At 42.6% G+C, this 21774-nt stretch carries 11 protein-coding genes; 3 read left to right on the top strand and 8 right to left on the bottom strand.

Translation table 11 applies throughout. From position 1 onward, the window contains the following. Positions 1-77: 77 nt before the first annotated feature. The 3 genes from MXE28_RS04905 to MXE28_RS04895 form a co-directional block, all read right to left on the bottom strand. On the bottom strand, positions 78-10166 hold the full coding sequence (locus MXE28_RS04905; RefSeq protein WP_247239878.1) for a YadA-like family protein: 10089 nt from the start codon (positions 10164-10166) through the stop codon (positions 78-80). Next, positions 10109-11008, bottom strand: coding sequence for an ESPR domain-containing protein (locus tag MXE28_RS04900; RefSeq protein WP_226974023.1), 900 nt, complete (start codon positions 11006-11008; stop codon positions 10109-10111). The genes MXE28_RS04905 and MXE28_RS04900 overlap by 58 nt, the downstream gene beginning before the upstream one ends. A gap of 562 nt (positions 11009-11570) precedes the next feature. Next, positions 11571-12203, bottom strand: coding sequence for a TetR/AcrR family transcriptional regulator (locus tag MXE28_RS04895; RefSeq protein ID WP_021841259.1), 633 nt, complete (start codon positions 12201-12203; stop codon positions 11571-11573). Positions 12204-12513: 310 nt separating this feature from the next. Between MXE28_RS04895 and MXE28_RS04890 the strand changes: the two genes are divergently transcribed. Further along, on the top strand, positions 12514-13197 hold the full coding sequence (locus MXE28_RS04890; RefSeq protein ID WP_021841258.1) for an isochorismatase family protein: 684 nt from the start codon (positions 12514-12516) through the stop codon (positions 13195-13197). Positions 13198-13347: 150 nt separating this feature from the next. Here MXE28_RS04890 and larA read toward each other — a convergent pair whose 3' ends face one another. Both larA and MXE28_RS04880 read right to left on the bottom strand, forming a co-directional pair. Further along, positions 13348-14622, bottom strand: coding sequence for a nickel-dependent lactate racemase (larA, locus tag MXE28_RS04885; protein WP_021841257.1), 1275 nt, complete (start codon positions 14620-14622; stop codon positions 13348-13350). Between the two features lie 230 nt (positions 14623-14852). Beyond that, on the bottom strand, positions 14853-14993 hold the full coding sequence (locus MXE28_RS04880) for a hypothetical protein (RefSeq protein ID WP_021841256.1): 141 nt from the start codon (positions 14991-14993) through the stop codon (positions 14853-14855). A 227-nt stretch (positions 14994-15220) separates the two neighbouring features. Between MXE28_RS04880 and MXE28_RS04875 the strand changes: the two genes are divergently transcribed. Together MXE28_RS04875 and MXE28_RS04870 are read left to right on the top strand one after the other, a co-directional pair. Continuing rightward, a complete protein-coding gene (locus MXE28_RS04875) occupies positions 15221-16936 on the top strand; it encodes a sensor histidine kinase (protein WP_226974022.1) in 1716 nt (571 codons plus the stop codon). Between the two features lie 12 nt (positions 16937-16948). Then, complete coding sequence (locus MXE28_RS04870; RefSeq protein ID WP_127059357.1) at positions 16949-17869, top strand: LytTR family transcriptional regulator DNA-binding domain-containing protein; 921 nt, start codon at positions 16949-16951, stop codon at positions 17867-17869. A 252-nt stretch (positions 17870-18121) separates the two neighbouring features. On the opposite strand, the gene MXE28_RS04865 is transcribed toward MXE28_RS04870, so the two are convergent. From MXE28_RS04865 to MXE28_RS04860, 3 genes are all read right to left on the bottom strand, one after another. Next, positions 18122-19951: a carbon starvation protein A gene (locus MXE28_RS04865; protein ID WP_281493525.1), complete on the bottom strand. Its 1830-nt coding sequence runs from the start codon at positions 19949-19951 to the stop codon at positions 18122-18124. A 277-nt stretch (positions 19952-20228) separates the two neighbouring features. Continuing rightward, positions 20229-20351 carry a hypothetical protein gene (locus MXE28_RS11535; RefSeq protein WP_021841252.1) on the bottom strand — a complete coding sequence of 41 codons (123 nt, stop codon included), beginning with the start codon at positions 20349-20351 and terminating at the stop codon, positions 20229-20231. Positions 20352-20601: 250 nt separating this feature from the next. After that, positions 20602-21771 carry an iron-containing alcohol dehydrogenase gene (locus tag MXE28_RS04860; RefSeq protein ID WP_226974021.1) on the bottom strand — a complete coding sequence of 390 codons (1170 nt, stop codon included), beginning with the start codon at positions 21769-21771 and terminating at the stop codon, positions 20602-20604. Positions 21772-21774: the final 3 nt, after the last annotated feature.

Here is a 21774-nt window from a genome sequence, read left to right as displayed (position 1 = left end):
TTCAGTTGTAAGCTCTATGCAGTTATAATGCAACATTTAACCTCTACACACTATTTAGCTGCAAATGTTCTCTACTCTTATTTGTTAACCAACGAATTTACGAGCTGAGTCAACTCTTCTATACGTTGTTTCTGTTCTTCCAATTGAGCGCTTTGCGTATCCAATTTTTGATTTTGCGACTGAATCATGGACTGCTGATCGTTAACTACACTACGGAGACTATCGATTTCCTGAGCCATCGCTTGGCTAGATCCGTAGTTAGTTGTCTGACCGGCACCAACACGCCAAGTTACACCGGCGTTAACCATGTTTTCACCGCCACCAAAGGAACTGCCGAGGCTGAACATCATGTCGCTATGTGGACGATAGAACGCACCAACTGCTACTGCATTCGCACCTTTGTAGTTACCCACACCGGCTGCAAATTCCCATCTTGTCGTCGGATTGTAATCTAACGGATGTAAAGCTGCAAGAGCTGCTGCACCGGCACCGACACGGTTCACACGGTTATCCAGTTTGTTAATCTGATTACCTAAATAGTTCATATTGGAACCGATATTCGTTACCGCACTATTTAACTGACCAACATTGACCGCATCAGTTTCAGCTTCACCGGCTACTACATCATGAATCTGATTTTTACCCATGCTGATAGTATCACTAGTGAGCTTAATATCTGATTTAGCTGCATCAGTAGTCTTAATCGTTACACCATCCGTATTAACCGTAGTATTACCCGTTACAAGTTCCGTAGTCGTTACACTATCAGTACCGATAACAGTTGCTGTATCACCAGAACCTACAGTAACACGTTCTAAACCGGAAAGTTTGGATGATAATTTAACTTTAAAACCTTTAGTTCCGTCATTCACGACACCAATATTGCCCTCAGTCAGAGGTTCCATCGCTCCACCGGTGATACTTAAGGTTTCAGCATTACCGACTTCAATTTTTTCTTCGGTATCGCTGATAAACTCACGTTTAGCATTTTGAATGGCCTCAATATCGGTATTAATGTCACCGATTTGAGTTCCAATATTATTTACCGCATCACGCAATTGTCCTTCAGTTGCGGCACGGTTTTCCACGATACCGTTCGTTTCAGGCTTCCAAGTCGTATTGTCGAGACCTGTAATATAGTGACCTGTCTTATCCGGATTAATCAGATTGCCCTCTTTGTCTTTCGCCGTATCACCTTGCTTACCAATAGTGAGCTGACTACCTTGGGCACCAATTGTTACTTGCCCATTAGAGCCATTAACTACTACTTGATTATTGCCTGTACCGGCAGTAATATTCGATGTCGTACCATCAACTACTACTTGTTGCCCCGGTGCAGCTGCGTTATTCAATGTAATTTTATCATTCAAATCAATAGTATTTGTCTTAACTCCATTATCATCAGTTGTTGTGTTAATAGTAATATTTTTACCGGAAGATAATTTACTGTTGGTAGCCTCTTGAGTTAATTTAGAAGATAACTCTTTAAGCTGTGCCACGTTAACGGCATCATAATCATCAGCACCACCGGCCACATTCGTAATACGACGACGATTAGCTGCTACAGTATCATCACCGATTGTGTATTCAGCATTGCCTACGGAAACCACACCATTTTCCGCTGCAAAAGCTTCGTTTGTTAAGTAGGCTTCCGTTTTCACACTATCAGGAATATATGCTAAAGAATTTTGCCCCAAAGCGACTGAATTATTAGAGGCAACACGCGCTTTCTGACCAATAGCAATACCATTATTTACCGTGCCTGTTCCATCCAAGGTATTAGTAATTGCATAGGATCCAATAGCAATTGCATTATCGCCGTACGCACGCGCCCAGTGCCCAAGTGCCGTTGCTTCATTACCATTAGCATACGCCTGTTTGCCTAATGCCGTTGCATAGTTACCTTTACCAATAGCCATTATGCCGACTGCCAAGCTATTCGTATCATGTGCTTCAGCTCCGGCACCTAAAGCAGTCGTCTGATAGCCAAATGCTTTAGCCGAGTTGCCAAGAGCAATTGAGTTCATTTGTTCTTTGCCTGCTTCAACCACAGTGTCATCATCTACAACTGATGTACTATTACCCGGCACACCTTGCACTGGGTCAGTAGAACGTATAGGACCCACATAAGCACTTACACCAATTGCTAAACCATTATTAGCACTACGTTCAGTAAGGGCTCCATAACCTAAAGCCATACTTTGATTGCCGTTAGCTTTTGTTTGAAGACCAATAGCTACCGTATTTAATTCATTTGCCTGCGTTTCACGCCCAATCGCTATCGAGTCATTTCTCGTTACTTTAGCCGAATAGCCGATTGCGACGGACTGATTAGCAGCCGCAGTAGCACCATACCCCATTGCTACTGCAACTGTGCCTGAAGCGTTGCTCCCAGCCCCTGCAGCAATACTCCAGCTGCCTGACGCACTCGATCCATTACCAATAGCTGTATCAGCTGACTTAGTAGCTTTAGCATTTACACCGGCAGCCAAAGCACCTGCCCCTGTAGCACCATCATTACCTCTATTTCCCGCATCAGTAGAATTTACCGAAAAATATCTTGTTTTATTAGTATCTAGTGCACTAGTTGATGCTAAACCACTTACTTTATAAGTCGTTCCATCATTACGAGTAAAGGTAATCGTATCGCCACTCAATGTAGCACTATCAGTTATTGTATCTTTTGCATTAACTTTGTACTGAGTATAACCCGCACTCGTATCTTTATCTATGCTGCTGATATTAGTGCCTGCAAGCACTTCAACTTTGGCAGCTTTAAGTTGGGCTATATTAACTGCGTCAGTATCAATTGTCCCGGCTGCCACATTAGTAATCTGACGGGTAAGACCTTCTTCACCATTACCAAGCGAGAGTGACCCCATGCCGGCCATCCACGGTGCAACCATCAATCGATACTTCATACCGGCATCCTTAGCCGCCTGTGCATTTTCCGGAGTTGGGTTCTGATAATATACAGCAGCCGCCGCATTCCATGCGTCTAACGCAGTCTGCATTTCAGGTGTAAAGTTAAAATTAGTTTCTGTAAGAGGATCATAACTAAGAATATTCTCTCTACGATCAGCAACAGAATAACTTCCCAAAGCAATGCCATTAGGAACTGTATTTCTCGTTTCTCGTCCAATACTTACACCGTTATCGGCCATCTCTGTTGCCGATGCCAAGTACCCAATTGCAATACTATCTATATTAGCAGCCTCAGTAAATCCACCAATTGCAATGCTCTGATAGTGCTTCGCCTTAGCTCCTCCACCTATGGCAATAGACTCTACACCGGTAGCACCATCATTATCTTTATTGCTTTCTGTTGAAGAATTTACAGAAAAATAAGAAATTTTATTAGCATCAACCTTACTATCTATCGCCTTCAACTGCGCTATGTTAACAGCATCCGTATCTTCGGTACCGGCTGCCACATTTGTAATTTGACGAGTTTCCTTACCTTTTATACCAACACTGACCGCACCACGATTACTGTTCCAAATAACAGAACCTGCGTTATCCGTCTGGAATTTAGTCAATTCATCACCGGTTAAGCCTGGTACATAGCCAAATAATTCACCGGCACCACGATCAGTTTTAGCATACGCACCTAGAGCAACAGCTGTATCTTTACTTGCATTGGCATAACTACCTAGACTCAGCGCATCTTCAGCAGACGCAATCGTACCTTCTTCAGCATTGCCTTTTGAGGTGCTTACAGACTGGTTAGCAATGTAGATGCCTTTACCATTTTCAGTTGTACCACCAATACGAACACTGTTGAGGTCTTGCAAGTCTTTGGCTAATCTTACTTTTAAGCCACTGTCGCTTGCTACAACACCGATATTATCTTCCGTTGTAAGTTGATCTGCCTTAGTGATGCCACCGGTAATTGACAAGGTTTCATTAAGCTTCTTAGCAATGGTTACATTTTCTGTGTCACCTGTGAAATTTAAACCATCATCCATGGTTGCAATTTCATGATCTGTACCGTCTTCATCTTTGTAAACAATACGTGTGATTCCATCTGTACCATCAAGTCCATTTTTCCCGTCTTTAACGGTAATATTGGCACTTGTGTTCTTTCCATCAGCACCATCTTTACCAGATTCACCAATAATAGTAATACTACCGGCTTCGCCGTTTTTACCATCTGCACCAGGCTTAGTACCAGCTACTAGGTCTTTACTCATCTTCAAGTCGTAAACCTTCTGGCCGTCAACATCTTGCACAGCCATAGTAAGGTTGCTAGATCCGATGTACTCACCTAAAGCACCATTTGCACCTGCAGTCGGAGCATCGCCATTGAGGGTAACTTCAGTATGTTTTGCACCTTTAATAGCACTATTCAACTGACTTACGTTGACAGCATCTGTATCATCTGTACCCGCTACTACATTAGTAATCTTCTTGCTACCTGCATCAATGCCTGTTGTAGTAACAGATGGACCATTAGTGATTATCAAGCCTGTTGTACCAAGAGTTACCGCATTACCAACTTTAACACTATTTAAGCCTGTAAGGTCTTTAGCCAACTGTACTTTCAGTGCATTATCGCCGTCTTTTACAACGCCTATATTGTTATCAGTCAATAAGCTGTTGCCATCGGCATCAGTTGCTGTTGCACCACCGGTAATATTCAAGGTCTGACCATTGCCACGAGCAATAGTAGCTGTGGTATCATCACCTGTGAAGTTCAAAGTTGTCTTACCGGCATCTTCAGCAGCTTCAGCCACTTGTTTTAACTGTGCCACGTTAACGGCATCAGTATCAGCAGTACCAGCTGCCACATCAGTAATTTGACGGGTGATTCCTTTAGAAACATCGCCCACCGATACCGATCCGGCTGTGGACTGCCATGTATACAAAGCTTTACCTGCTTCAGCCAATGCACTTTGTTTGCTGTCCAAATCTGCCTGAGCTGTAGCTAACTGAGCCTGTGTTGATTCAAGAGATGCTTTTATTCCCTGATATCCCGCATCTTGTTCATACGAATTATCCGGATACATGGAAACAATCATATCAATATTAGCTTGATATTCAGCTGCCTTAGCGGTTAAATCATTTACCGTTGTTTGTGCATCAGTTACTTCCGTCTGTAAGCTCTGATACTGTGTATTACTACCTAAAATACTATCCGCATCGGTAATTCTACCGGATGGGTCATAACCTACAACACCCTTATCTGTACGAGCCACAGAGTTAGCACCAAGAGCTACGCCACCCTTAATAGTAACATTAGCATTTCGACCAACAGCTACTGCATCACTAACAGTTGTTTCAAGTGCGGAATCTGCGGATCCAATAACAACATTATTATTGACACCGGTTAATGTACGATTATCACCAATTACAACAGCAGTCGTTGTATCTTTTACAGTATTATTAGAACCGGTCACAGTTACGTTATCTACATTAGTTGCTGTATTATGATAACCGGTCAACGCATTAAACTGACTAATGTTGCTACTTGTCCCCTTCAAGGTATTGTTCACACCAATGATAGAAGATGTACGGGTGTAATCAGCCGTGTTAGCACCGCCGATAGCTAAGGTCGCACCACCACTTTTAGAGTCTTTAATCACAGTTTGGAGCTTATCCACCATAGCATCTACGGAATCAGCGCCACTCGTTGGCATAGAAATAGAGGTAATAGAGTTTGTGATCTTATTCCCGGCACCAAATACTAATGAACCGTTAGTATTATCCGTAATATTGCCTAAGCCAACAATAGTATTTGCAATACCCTGATAAGACGAACCTATTGGTACACCAAAAAATTCAGGTAACTTTTCATTAGATCTAACACTATTTAAAGAGCCCAATACAGTAGCACCAAAGTTTTGTGCCCCATAAGCACCGGTATTCAACCTACCACTACCATCAAAACCACCCGTAGCAATAGAGTAAGAGCCCATCATAGTCGAAAACAAGCCTTTATTATAGGTATTCGTACCCAAGGTAGTCTGATTTACATGAAAACTGGTGTTGTTATCAGTAATTTGTTTACCACCCATGGTGCCTCGGTATACACGATCCCCAATATCAATCGAACCCGTACGGCCAAAAGCATTTGTGCCGATAACGATAGATGTAGCTACTCGGCTAGCATCAGTCGGATTATCATATCCACCGGAACCACGCTTAGGCCAATTCGTTGGATCCATTCCCAATAAGGCTTCTTGTTCACCGCCACCGGTGAAGGCTACGGCTCCTTTACCGATAACAATGCTACCATCCAAAGCAATATTTTCCGAAACTTTAGCATCACTACCGATGACAATACTGCCCTTGCCGCCGGAATAGACATTGGTCCCCAAAGCTATGCCATTTTCACGTTGAGCTACAGCATTCGGGCCAATAGCAATTGAGTTTGTGCCTTTAGCTCCGTCATTATTCTGGTTAGCTGCTAATTCAGATTTTACAGAGAAGTATTTAACTTTATTAGCCGCCAATTCAGCTGTTGTAGCAATACCGGTTACGGTAATAGGAGCCCCTTCATTTTGAGTAAGTGTTAAAGTATTATTTTCTAAAGATGCTCCCGTAAGGTATGTATTTTTTAAACCGGTCACGGTAATTGGATTATTATCAGAGTCAGTCAAAACTAATGTACCATCGGCACCAACATATGTTACTTCGCCTTTAGCTAAAACTGTATTTGTATCTGTTGATTTAATTGTATACGTTGTTGCACCATCATCAGCCACATCAGTAGTAATCGTTACATTTTCGCCTTGTTTCAAGGTTACTTTATTTGCTTTCAACTGAGCTACGTTAACAGCATCTGTATCTTGAGTACCGGCTGCTACACCTGTAATCTGACGAGTAATATCATTGGCTGCATCACCAACAGATACGGAACCAACTGTAGAGGTCCATGTAGAACCGGTTAACGCTTTAGTGCTAGGATTATATCCATCTACGCCTTTATCAACGCTTGCCACAGAATTAGAGCCTAAAGCTACACCACCATCAATAGTTGTATTTGCATTTCGACCGATAGTAACCGCATCACTTGCACTCGATGTCATTACAGAATCAGCCGAGCCGATAACTACGCTATTAGCCGCATCAGATACCGTACGATTTGTGCCGATAATCGTTACATTATCTACATTAGTACCGGTATTTTTAAAACCTGTAATGTAGTTGTATTGGCTAATATTGTCACTAGCACCGGTCAAGGTGTTATTAACACCAAGGAGGGCAGATTGTTGAGTATAATCAGCCTTGTTGCCGCCACCGATTGCAAGAGTCGAGCCACCACTATTGGACGACTTAATAGAATTCATCAATGTTGTCTGTAAAGCTTTAGCAGAATCTCCTGCAGAGCTTGGTGCTGCTATTGTTGTAATGGAGTTAGTAATTTCATTACCAGCACCAAAGATTAAGGAACCATTGGAGTTAAAGGTTCTATTAGCCACACCTACAACACTATTAGCGATACCGGATGAATTAGACGCAGTAGCAGACTCTATGCTATTCAAAGAACCCATAATGGTAGCACCAAAGTTTTTCCCTGCACTAGAAGAAAAACCACCGCCATTATAGTTACTACTGGCAATCGAATAAGCGCCCGTAATCGTTGCAAATGCACCACCATTATAACTATTCGTACCTAATGTAGTACTATTAATATTTACACCTTGTGCTTTAGTATCAGCACTATCAACCGTTACATCACCTAATAATCCACGATAATTATGCGAACCAACCATAAGACTACCTGTACGAGCATAGGTATTTTCACCTATAGCAATACCAGTTGCTTCTTTGGATGGATCATTCGGTATTTGAAGAGTACCGAGCCAATTACCTGCAGTGAACGTTGTTTGTCCCATAGAGAATAGATACTCTTGCATACCTGACATGTTTTCAATTTTCGCATTTTGACCGATAGCAATACTTCCGCTTTGATCAACGTAGTTATTAATATTGGCACCATTACCGATAGCAATACTATTATTAGCAGCTGTAGTCGATTGACCGATAGCTATACTATTAGCACCGGATGTACTGGATTTACCGATAGCAATTGCATCTGTACCGGTTGCGCCATTATTATTATAGTTAGTGCCATTAGCCGCAGAATTTACCTGGAAGTAATGAATCTTATTAGCTTCAACTTGAGCGGCTGTTGCTAAACCACTTACGGTAATAGGTGTACCTTCAGTCTGAGTGAGAGTTAATGTCCCATTGTCAAAAGCTGCACTAGTAAGATATATATTTTTATCTGTAGAAGCAATCTTATAATCTGTAGATCCATCAGTGCCAGTTGTAGTCGTAAGTGTGACATTATCACCTGCAGTTACCGTTACTTTATTAGCTTTCAACTGAGCTACGTTAACGGCATCTGTATCTGCAGTGCCAGCTGCTACGCCAGTAATCTGACGAGTGATATCATTTGCTGCATCACCTACAGATACCGAACCTATCGTAGAAGTCCATGCAGTACCGGATAATTCTTTTGTACTAGGATTATAACCGTCTACACCTTTATTAACACTAGCAACAGAATTAGATCCTAACGCTACGCCATCATCAACAGTCGCATTAGCATTGTAACCCATAACAACAACGTTATCTGCTGTTGTAGTTAAAGTAGTATCAGCTGCGGCACGAAGCGCAGTCGTAGTTTCTTTATTAGCACGACCTAAGATAACGCTATTATCGGAACCTGTTACAGTACGATTATCGCCAAGAAGAATAGTATTGTTAGAGTCTGCTACCGCATTTTCATTACCTAAGTTAACAATTGATGTAGAGCCACTAACCGTGTTATTACTACCTGTTACAGTTACATTAGTTACACCGGTTGCCGTATTGTTAAAACCGGTTAACGCGTTATATTGAGCTACGGAATCCTCAGTACCTTCTAAAGTATTATTAACACCGACGAGGGCCGATTGTTGCGTGTAATCTGCCTTGTTGCCACCACCAATCGCCAACGTGGATCCGCCACTATTAGCATTCTTAATACCTTCTATTAAACCAGTTTGTAAATCTTTTGCCGAACCATCAAGCGAAATATCTACCCCTTCAATTTTGCTTACAGAGTTAGTAATCTCGTTACCCGCGCCAAATATTAAAGATCCATTTGAATTAAAGGTACGATTTGCAAAACCAACAACGCTATTGGCTACACCTGATGTAGTATTTTCAGCAGTAGAGGATTCTACACTGTTCAAAGAACCTACAATAGTAGTTCCCAGATTTTTGCCGGCATTATTCTCATCACCACCGCTGGCATAGTTACCGCTTGCAATAGAGTATGAGCCTACAATAGTGGCAAAAGCTCCGCTGTTATAGCTGTTTGTACCTAAAGTCGTACTATTAACATTAACACCGGTAGCACGGATATTGGCACTATCTACATCAACATCGCCTAGAGTTCCACGATAATTATGCGTACCAATCATCAAACCACCGGTACGAACGAAGGTGTTTTCACCAATCGCAATGCCGGTAGCTACTTTCGAAGGATCTTCCGGAATAAATGCCATACCGCCACCAGGTCTATCAACTATATTATAATTAGTTTGTCCTAGCCCAAACATAAATTCTTGCATACCGGCCATGTTATCAATCTGCGCATTTTGGCCTATTGCAATACTAGCACTTTGGTCTACATAGTTATTGATTTTTGCACCGTTACCGATGACAATATCGCCACTACCCTTACCACCATTACTATCAGAAACGCTTGCACCGTTACCGATAGCAATGCTATTATCTGCAGCTGTGCTAGCTTTACCTATAGCAATAGAGTCTATCCCTTTAGCTCCATCGTTATTATAGTTAGTACCACTAGTGCCTGAATTAACTTGGAAAAAATGTACCGAACTTCCGCCCGAACTATTACCGGCAACAGCCATAAGCTGTGCCACGTTAACAGCATCAGTGTCTTTCACACCGGCTGCAACACCTGTAATCTGACGAGTTGCAGTTGCTGTTCCATCACTACCAAGTACACCAACAGATACAGCTCCCAAAGTAGATTTCCAAGTCGCTGATGTATCCGTAGAAGCAGCTTTTGTGGACGGATCATAACCTGCAACACCATAATCTACATTAGCCAATGAGTTAGAACCTAAAGCTACGCCATTATCTACGGTTGCATTAGCATTATGTCCAAGGATAGTTGCGTTGGATACAGTTGTTGCCATTTCTGCATCAGCAGACCCGATGACAACGTCATTAGTCGCCCCGTCAATTTACGTTTATCCCCAATTACAATATTGGACGTCCCATCTGACACAGTATTGCTGGAACCGATTACATATGTGCCATCCGTATTGGTCAAAGTATTTTTTGCACCGGTAATAAAGTTATAATCACTGGTATTGCCGTCTGCACCATTCAACTTATTGCCAACACCGGTAACAGCCGAGAAACGAGCATAGTCTACTGTATTAGCACCACCAACAACCAAAACTTGACCACCACTGTCACCTACCGAAGCAGCTAAAGCTTTAGCCGTAGCGATTGGATCAGTCGGATCAACATTACCAACATTAAAGGTTACATTACCATAAGAATTAGTTACCGCATTACCGGCACCAAAAATAAGTGTCGCATTGGCATTCTGCGTGGCATTAGCTGCACCAACAATAGAATTAGCAACTCCATCAAATTGTTGAGTTCCAGCTGCTACAGTATTCAAAGAGCCTACAACGGTAGCCATAGCACCTTGGAAACTACCGGAAGCAGATTCAACCTTAGCACCTGCACCGGCAGCTACAGAGCCAACACCTTGGGCTCCGTCGTTACTTTTATTCCCAAATTGTGATAATGCACCATTCATATCATTAACACTGTAATACTGATCAGCCGCACTTACCCCGGCTGTCATCCCAGCACACAGTGCCAACACAGAAAGAGCCACGCCAATTTTCTGGCCTGACTGGCTATGTGTAGATCCGGCTTTGCCATTACGTTTGGCCAACTCAGATACTACTACGTAACTGTTTTTTACTTTACTCCAAATGACTTTGTACTGCTTATTCATTACAGAACCTCCCCATGATAAAAAAATCACAGTAAATTCATTTTAAAAACCTTATTAATACCTCAAAAAATATCACTTTTATTTATCTTAATTCTATAATTTGTGTTTATAACTGTCAATTCAATTCGTATATTTCCAATGTTATTTTTTCATTTTAAACTCATTAATATAGTTCTTATTTCAAGTTTGATATAAGAAGGTTTATTATGTCCATCAACACGCAATATAAAAGGATTTATTTATTTTTTAGTTCCAATTTATTATAATCAAATCGCAATAATACGTCACAACTTTTATTCATTTACTACTTTAATCAGTAAATACGCATGAAAACTTCATGTTTTTAAAATGATAATTTTCAGAAAATATATTAATAAATAGTTACAATATATATTAATGAAAAGTTTTTACTATAAATTCACTAATCCATGTTAATTTCATTTTATTCATATTAATTCTCTATGATTTTTTCACAACAAAAAAACTCAATGTATAGCTTATAAATACGCTGGCTATACATTGAGCTTGTACACACACTATTTAATTGAATACTCCGAGCTTTTTAACTCCACTGGTCACATTTCAAACCGCCCAAAATAAATTGCAAAATCTTCTTTTGCAGGCGATACCACTCGTTCTCTTTTAACTCTAACAAACTGCGGTTAACCGAGCTGCTGCCATTAACGATAAATTTAAAAAGCAATTCCGCTTCATCCTGTTTCATATTTAGCTCTTTCATGAGCACCGGAACGATCTTAGGGCTTTCATACTGGTGGATTTTTTGAGCGATAATCGGAGCCACATCCGCATCTTTTACGAGGAATCTGTATTTTTCAAGTTCCAAATATTTATGACACGGCGGAAATAAAGAGCTGTCCTTCGGTAACTCCTCATCCCCCGTCTGATTTAACATAATTTGCAACTTCTTAAGCGATCCCTGCTTTTCTTTGGGCGTCATGGAATTGATAAGTTGCAGGCTATCGTTAATAATATCCTCCAACAAGTCATCAATGGTGTTGTAGTATAAATAAAACGTTCCTCGCGCAATATGCGCTTCCCGACAAAGTGCGGTAATGCGGATGGTCCGAAAATGACTGGTTTTCAGCATAAGCAGCAGTGTATCTTTTATATGTTCGCGAGTATCCGTTGATACGTGTCGTTTAGTTCCTGTTTTTTCATTCGAGCTTTCAATCAAGGTAAATCTCCATCTCCTTACTGTTGAAATCATAGCTATATTATTATCTCTTATTTTATCATGGAGACTATTATTTCTGTGAAAAACCCGGTCAACTATAAACACATTTCAATTTCTGTATATTTTTTACAAAAAACGCAATTTATGTACACTTTTTATTTTCTGTTCATTGCTTTCTAACAATCAGCCAAAGTATAGACATATTTAAATTTCTGCATATTGTTTCTAAATAGCCCGCTCACTATAATAGGATACACAAGGTACACCAGAGATGTACCAAGGTTTGTATTCCTTGAAAGGAGATTTCAAAATGGAACTTTACAAAAATTTTGACGGCAAAGCCCCTATGATTGACGTTAATGACACAGCTATGTTGCTTATTGACCACCAAAGCGGTCTCTTCCAATGTATTAATGACATTGATTTCTTGCGTATTCGCGACAGAGCGATTGCGTTAGCTGAAGCAGCTGCATTAGTAAATATGCCTGTTATTACGACGGCTTCCGTACCCCAAGGTCCAAATGGTCCGTTGATTCCGGAAATCCATGAAGTGGCTCCGCATGCAGTATATGTAGCACGTCGCGGCGAAGTAAACTCTTGGGATTGTAAAGATTTCGTAGATGCTGTAAAAGCAACCGGTAAAAAGACGTTAATCATCGCCGGTACGGTAACAAGTGTATGCATGGCATTACCGGCTATTTGTGCTGTTAATGAAGGCTATCGCGTATTTGCAGTGCCTGACGCATCCGGTACGTATTCCAAAGAAGCTGCTATGGCCACTATGATGCGCCTCACCCAAGCAGGGGTTGTGGTAACTGACGCCGGTGCTGTATTGGCAGAATTACAGCGCACATGGCATACACCTCAAGCCGACAAATGGGCTCAAATTTGGGGTCGTATTTTTACAAATTATCGTCTTCTTTTAGAAAGCTATGCTAAAGCTGTAGAAGTAACAAAATCCGGCGAACCAATGGACAACGAACGCGAAGATTAATTTTGCGCCGCCCCACTTATTAATCTATAGCAAGTATAAAAACACCTCCTCGTTGATTAATATATGGTAAGTCTAAAACAAAGTAAGGAGCAGTAACGAAATCGAGTTTTTAAACTCACATTTCAGTTACTGCTCCTTATTAATTTCCTTTTATTTCACTACAACCGATACTCCATCAGGAATGACAGTTATTGATGCATTCTTCCCTTTTATCTCCATAGCACGATTTAAAGCTTCCGCAAATGTAAAGGCATGTTCAATATGCATGTCTTTTAACATTTGAGGATCACACTGATCAGTCACAACAATGACTGTAAATTGGTCAAGAATTCGTGCTAGAATTTGCATTTCCCACTGATCCGGAATTGTTTCATTCCGTGGCACCTTAGCAATGCGGTCAAGCAGTTCTCTAGGGGTTTTGACCGCCTTTAAATTATCATATAGGGATTGACCGCCGTGCCCATCATTGCAGGCCGCAATCATAATAATAACGCCATCTTTATTGCATGTTGCTTCAGCGGCCGTCATCCCTTTAACCGCTTGATAAATATTCTGGTCCAACGGATAGCCGCCATTAGTGGTAACAACAATATCAGCGGGTGCCTTTGGTACGCTGGCAAGTTTTGAAACAAATTCACAGCCTACTTCATGGGCTTTTTCAGAATCGCCGGCAAAGGCATTGATAATATGCTTTTCAGAATCGATAACAACGTTTAGGATAAATGCTAAATTAGCAGCTTTAGCAGCGTATTTCATATCTTTATGAATAGGGTTGTTTTCCAATATACCGGTCCTGGCATTTGGGCTATTTATAAATTCAGCACAGTGATTGGCCATGACTGTAACCGCTGAGGCAATCCCCGGTAAAATACTCTTACGACCTCCGGAAAAACCGGCAAAAAAGTGCGGTTCAATGAAACCTTCGGCTATGAGTAATTCTGTTTCTACAGCTAATTTATTGATGATACACGCACCGCCTGACGGCAAAGTACCAATTCTCGCCATTTGCGAGTCATCACCGGATATATGATTTACAATCTTTTCATGGGCTACGATGTCCGGACCGAATTTATCGATCATTTCTTCCTTGGTTGTGGGTCTGTGAAAACCGGTAGCCACGAGAATTGTAATATCAATGGCAGGATTCACCTCACGGATTCGACGCAGCAAAATCGGCATGGTAATCTTACTTGGTACCGGTCTGGTATGGTCACTGGTGATGATGACCATGTTCTTTTTCCCTTTAACCAGGTCTTCTAATTTGACACTGCCAATCGGATTATCCAAGGCTTGTTCCACTAATGCTTCTTCAGGTGCCGTAGCCTTATATTCGGCTGAGCCGGATTCTAAAACGCCTTTGAGATTTGCTTCCGGCACCTGGATTGAAATGAAGTCTTTTGAGTATGGTACTTTAAATGTGCGCATATTATAGCCCCCTAATAGATATAAAACCTACGCCCTAAACCTCCATGTGATATGAGTGACAAATAATTTTTGAAAATATATTCATTTTTCTTATCACGAGTTAAATATATCACTCGTCAATCAAATTTGCAATAATTAAATCAAGTTTAGACCATAAAAATAAGCCCAATATACATCATTTCAACGAAATGAATATATTGAGCCTATGCAAAGTTTAAGTTAAACCGTTTTTATAATCCGAAAATCCAGAACACGCCCAAGCGCACAAAGCTGAGTGTGAGCACCCAGAACGCCAAGAAATGAAGGGTACCTTCGAGACCCTGACCTAAACGGTTTGCCCCGGATTTAAATACGATATCGCACCAACACATACTATGCCTCCTATCAAACTAAACTGTCACTGTGACAGGTAATCAATCATTCAATCTTGCCTAATCTCACCTATGTTTTAGATGGTTTTATTTTACTAAATTCGTCATCGTTTCACAATCGAAAAATGACCATTTTGCAATCTTAATATAACCCTATGGCTATCCTTTAGTATTTTGCATCTGTGATATAATAATAACAATAAATTGCATTAACGAAAGGATTTTTCATGGCTATCGACATACTTTTACTTGAAATGATAAAACGCATCAGCTATGCCGTCATACTGGGGCTCATCGTTTCAAGGCTCAAACTTTTCGACCGTCTCATGGTCAACAAACTATCGTGGTTCGACCGCATCGCCTTTACGGTCATTTTTTCCAGCATCGCCATCCTCGGCACCTACGGCGGGATTCCCATTCAGGATGCCCTTGCCAACTCGCGCATGATTGGTATCATGGCGGCCGGTCTCATTGGCGGCCCGTACCTCGGCACGTCCGTCGGTATCGTGTCCGGCTTGCACCGCTATTCGTTGGGTGGTTTTACGGCCCTTGCCTGTGCCATTTCCTCCATCACCGAAGGGTTCTTGGCCGGTCTTTTTCAAAAATACTACAAAGGCAAGCTCATTCCGTGGCCGATTGCCCTCGGTATCGGGTTCTTCAGCGAGATTCTGCAGATGCTTATCATCTTGCTCGTCGCTCAGCCCTATGACCAAGCATACGCCCTCGTAAACAGCATCGCTGTACCGATGACGATTGCCAACTCGTTAGGCCTTGCCCTTTTCATGTATATCATCAAAGCAGGCCTCTACCAACGGACGCAGCAAAAGGCGAATCAGAGTCAAAATATCTTGTCCATCGCCCGCGAAACGGTACGTTATTTCCGTAAAGGTCTTAATCCGGATTCGGCCAATGCGGTTGTGCAAATTATTAAAAAGCACAGCCCCTACGACGCGGTGTCTATTACGGATACGAAGCAGGTTCTCGCCTATATCGGGGCCGAAAGCAATCACCATGCGCCCGGCATGAATGACCATTTGACGCATGTAACCATCGATTCGTTGACGTCCGGTACGATTCATATCGCCTACTCGCCAGCTGAAATCGGTTGTACCCACCCGAACTGTACGCTCAGCAGTGCCATTGTGGTACCGCTCATGATAAAAACGCGTATCATCGGTACGTTGAAGATGTATTATACATCGCCGTCCTATCATCCGGATTCGTCGGATATTGCCTTCGCTCAAGGTCTGGCTGACTTATTTTCAACCCAGCTGGAGCTGACGGAAATCGACTACCAACGTCGTTTGACCGAGGCAGCGAAAATGCAGGCATTACATACCCAGATTAATCCGCATTTTCTGTTCAATACGCTGAATACCATTTCCTCATTGATTCGTACCAATCCGGAGCTGGCAAGGCGTTTGCTCATCAAATTCTCGCAAATTTTCCGTTTTACCTTGCAGTATACGGGCCGCGTTATTATGTTTGAAAAAGAATGGGCTCAGGTCAGCGGTTTTCTTGAAATTGCCATTGCCCGCCACGGCGATAAGTTATTCGTAACGCATAATTTGGACCCCGCTATTTTCAGCTACGGCATCCCGTCCTTAACGCTGCAACCGATTATTGAAAACTCCATCAAGCACGGTCTCCAACCGCGCGAGGTGGGCGGTTCCATCGCCATTGAAGGAACCATGACGGACACGGATATTATAATCACCGTTACCGATGACGGCGTCGGTTTCCAAGGCGACCCGGATTATTATCTGGAACATCCGCCACAAGGTCATATCGGACTTAGCAATGTGCATCGCCGCTTGCGCGGTCTCTACGGTGCCCCGTACGGTCTTGAAATTACTTCGGTTCCTGAAGAAGGCACCACCGTTGTTATCCGCATCCCTAAAGTTCAACCGGAATCCGATCCGACACCGGAACGAACGGAATAGAAAGGCGATTCTATGATTCGCACCATCCTTATTGATGATGAAGCGCCGGCTCGCGACGAGCTGCGGTACTTACTCACTACCAACCACAGTGATGTAATCGATATTATCGGCGAAGCCGACAACGCTACGGCCGCGATTTCTTTAATTACCCGTGAAAAACCGGCTTTAATCTTCCTTGATATCCATATGCGCGGTCTGTCCGGTTTGGAACTGGCTCAAGTCATTCACGACATTTCACCGGATAGCAAAATCATCTTTGCCACGGCCTATGATGAATATGCCCTCAAAGCCTTCGAGCTGCAGGCTTTAGACTATGTGGTAAAACCGATTGAAGATGACCGTTTGGCTAAAGCGGTTCAGCATGTGCAAAAATTGGTGGGAGCCACCGGCCATACGCAGTCACACGGCACCGGAGCCGCCGGTAACGCAGCCGCAAGTAATGGTACAACCGCTAACCATGCAGCCGCTAACAATGCTACATCAGTTGCGGCCACCGGAGCCAAAAGTGCTCCCGAAGCTATCAGCGTAGCCGGTGCAAAGCAGAACGACGCAAACGATCAAAGCATCAAGCCTGTTATCCGCACTAATAAACTGGCCGTTGATGACGGTGCCCACATCATGCTCATCGACATCGACAGCATCAACTACATTACCGGTGAATCGGGCCGTCTCGACGTTCATACCGATACCGGTAAATACGGCTCCAATAAAACGCTGACGGAGTTACAGGATCGCTTAAAAGGCACATCCCTCTTCCGCGTTCACCGCAGTTATATCGTCAACTTAAATAAAGTGCAGGAAGTCATTCCGTGGTTCAAAGGCACTTATTGGTTACGTTTGCCCCAGCAGACGGCCAAAGGCCAAGAGCTCGTAGATATTCCAGTGAGCAAGGCACAGGTTAAACTGATTAAAGAATTGTTGGGCATCAGCTAAGAAAGCCGCGGACTATAAGACAACGACTTGGACTATACGACAAAGCATCAAATGCTTAATTAATAAGCTAGCCTCAACAATCAGCTTCAAACATTTTAACAATATACGACAAATGCCATAGGCATCGTTACTACGGTTTTCACCGAGCAACGTGTCTATGGCATTTTTTATCTGCTTAACAGCATAATTTAAGGGCGTACATTTATGTTTGTAAGCTATTAGTCGTTTACTTTTTAGCCTATTAACGTTCGATTAAACGTTTTCAGGTTCCATATCTTCGAGAGTTTCCTCTTCGATATCAGCTTCGGTACGGAAATCTTGCGGCTGTTTTACCAAACGAATCCAGCTGCGAACCGCTTCAACCATAACGACTGCTACCAAGATGAACATGACTACACTAACGCCAACGAGCATCCACTGACCTTCCGGAATGTAGTTGCCGAATACGTTTTGATAGTCAGCCATAACAGTGATGATGGCAATGAAGAAACATGGAATCATCATTACCCATGCATAGCGTTTGTGGCCAAGGTGCATGATAACCGTTGTACCGATGGCGAGACCCATAGTTGCTAAGAGCTGGTTGGATACGCCGAATAATGGCCAAATGGTACCGATGTTACCTTGTAATACGAGGTAACCCCAAGTGAAACATACGAGGAAGGACGCAATGTAAACGCCTGGTAACCAGTGAGCGTCTTTCATTTTTGGCCAAGCCATACCCAATAATTCCTGCACCATATAACGGCTTACGCGAGTACCGGTATCGATCAAAGTCAAGATGAACAAGGCTTCGAACATGATACAGAAGTGGTACCAGTAGCTCATCAAGTGAGACATGTTAGGAATTTTGGAGAAAATGTGAGCCATACCAACTGCCAAGGATACAGCGCCGCCCGGACGGTGCATCAAGTCTTCCCCTACCATCTGGGAAAGCATTGGCAATTCTTGAACTTGAAGACCCAATGCGGAGAAAGTTTCCGTAGTGGAGTTAATTGCAAAGTAATCGTTTGGATGTAAGCTGGTTGCTGCAATCAAAGCCATCATAGCGATGAAGGCTTCAGTAAGCATCGCACCGTAACCGATTGGGAGCATTTCTTTTTCATTCGTAATCATTTTAGGAGTTGTACCGGTAGATACGGTCGCATGGAAACCGGACAACGCACCACAAGCAATGGTGATGAATACGAATGGAACTGCGGAACCGCTAAGTACAGGGCCACCGCCGTTTACATAGTCGGAGAAAGCTGGCATTTGAAGAACCGGCATAACAAGAATAATACCTAAGGCTAATGCACCGATGGTGCCGACTTTCATGTAAGTGGACAAGTAACCACGTGGAGCTAATAATAACCAAACCGGTAGAGCGGCTGCGAAGAAGCTGTAAACAGCCAACATGATTTGAATGGATTTACGATCCCAAGTGAAGTAAGGGGCCAAAGAAGAATGAGCGATGTCAGGACCGTATACAACAGCGGCCATGATTAAAGCTACACCGATAACAGTGGCTTCACGAATTTTGCCCGGGCGAATCCAACGAAGGTAAATACCGATGAATACGGCGATAGGAATCGTAGCACTTACTGTGAAAAAGCCCCATGGGGAGTTTTCAAGGGAGTTGGCAACTACGGCTGCCATACCGGCCATCGTGATGATGAGCAAGAACAAAGTAGCAAGCAACGTGCCCATACCGGCAACGCTGGAAATTTCGGATTTTGCAATATCCGCAATGGATTTACCGTTATAACGAACGGATGCAAAAAGCAACACGAAGTCGTGAACGGCACCGGCTAATACGGAACCAATCAAAATCCAGAGCACGCCCGGTAAGTAACCGAACTGAGCGGCAATTACAGGACCAACCAAAGGACCGGCACCGGCAATCGCTGCAAAGTGCTGACCGAAAGTAACCCATTTGTTGGTTGGTACATAGTCTACCCCGTCATTAATCGCTACCGCCGGGGTTGTGCGATATTGATTTACTGTTAATACTTTAGCCGCCACGAATGACCCGTACAAGCGATAGGCAATTACGAGTATGAGGGCCGAAGCAATGACTAAATAAAGCCCGTTCATTTCCATAAACATAAACCTACTAAAATAAATGCAATAAACTATGCTGTAAGATATTTTATAACCTATCTTTATCTGATAGCATTGTATGTTATTTTAGAAAAGGCGTAAACGAGTTTTCGATGAATGGAACAAAAGAGGCGGTCAATAGAAATAAGACCGCCTCAAAGGAAATAGAATTTATTGAGTTTTATCTTTTTACAAACAGCTATTGTATTTACCATAAATACTTTCTGCCGCAAAAAGTCTATTTAATACTACATCTGCTCAAGCGAATTTGCTTTCGCTACTCCCCTTTATCTTTTAAATGGCGTGTCGCAATCTCAGCCAGCTTTTCTATCAATTCCATATTTTCCCGATCTTCATCACTAAGCGATTTTACGTAATCTTTGTAGTCATCCCATGTCATAGCTAATTCCCCTTACCCAATAATATCCGATTTGAATTTATCCCAAAAAAGCGACACTTTCGTGCCGCTTTCGGGTAGGTGATGCCGCCATCACCAAGAGCTCTTAAGAGCCATATGCTACTGTTATACTAACACTTCTATTTATTAATAGCAATGAACAAACAGTTCATTTATGTAAAGTTTCGGTATATATATTGTAATTTTCTTTAAACACTTGAAAAGCTCTTATCAATTAATTATCGAAAATTAATCATAACGCGCTCTGATAAATCGCCAAAATATCTTCCGTCGTAAAGTTGGTATAGGATGTCAGATATCTGTTAGATTTTTCAGCAATCTTAGGCAACGCTTCAGCCGGAATACCCACTTCGGTAAGAGTTGTGGGAGCCCCGATGGATTTGAAATAAGCGCGCAACGCATCGATACCGGCCAAGGCCAAGGTGGCTTCGTTGGCGTATTCGTCTTCGCTGAGACCCCATACATTTTTAGCAAAGCGAACAAAACGAGGTAAATGATCTTTGTAAATATAACGAAGTAACATTGGATGTACAATGGCGAGGCCCGCACCATGCGGAATGTCGTAAAAAGCGGACAACGCATGTTCAATCTGATGGGCCATCCAATCCTGTTTTTTGCCAAGCCCCATAATACCGTTCAAAGCTAACGTTGCACCCCACATGAGGTTGGAACGAGCTTCATAGTCTTCCGGATTTTTAATGGCAACAGCTGCGTTAGCCATGATGTTTTTAAAAGCCGCTTCAATGAGGGCATCGCTCAAGTTGTTGGTTTCCGGCAAGGAGAAGTACTGTTCCATCAAATGGGAGAGCATATCGCAAATACCGTTAATCATCTGATTATGCGGCATGGAATAGGTGTAGACCGGATCTAAATAGGAGAACTGAGGGAACAGCGCATCGCCGTAACCGCCCATTTTCTTCTGCGATTCCCAATTGGTCACAACGCCGCGATTGTTCATTTCACTGCCTGTGGCTGACATGGTAAGCACAACACCAAACGGTAACGCATCGGTTACGTTTTCACGCTTCATAAACATGTGCTCCCACCAGTCATAGCCGGGCTCTGTTTTAGCCACTGCCGCAATGAATTTGGAGCAATCAATAACGGATCCGCCGCCTACCGCCAAGATGAAATCTATCTTATGTTCACGGCACAAATCAGCCCCTTCCTGCACTTTTTCAGTACGCGGATTGGACATAATACCGCTTAGTTCAATGACGTTTTTACCGGCCGCTTTAAGTTGCGCCATGACGTCGTCATAGATGCCGTTGCGTTTAATACTGCCACCGCCATAGGTTAACAGCACGTTTTGACCGTATTTTGCCAAATCTTGCTCTAATTGAGCTACACAGTCCTTGCCAAATACGATTTTGGTCGGATTATGAAATGTAAATGCGTCCATAGG

This window comes from Veillonella sp. KGMB01456 (assembly GCF_023051165.1).
GTDB lineage: Bacteria > Bacillota > Negativicutes > Veillonellales > Veillonellaceae > Veillonella_A.
This window is presented reverse-complemented; position numbering and strand designations above follow the sequence as displayed.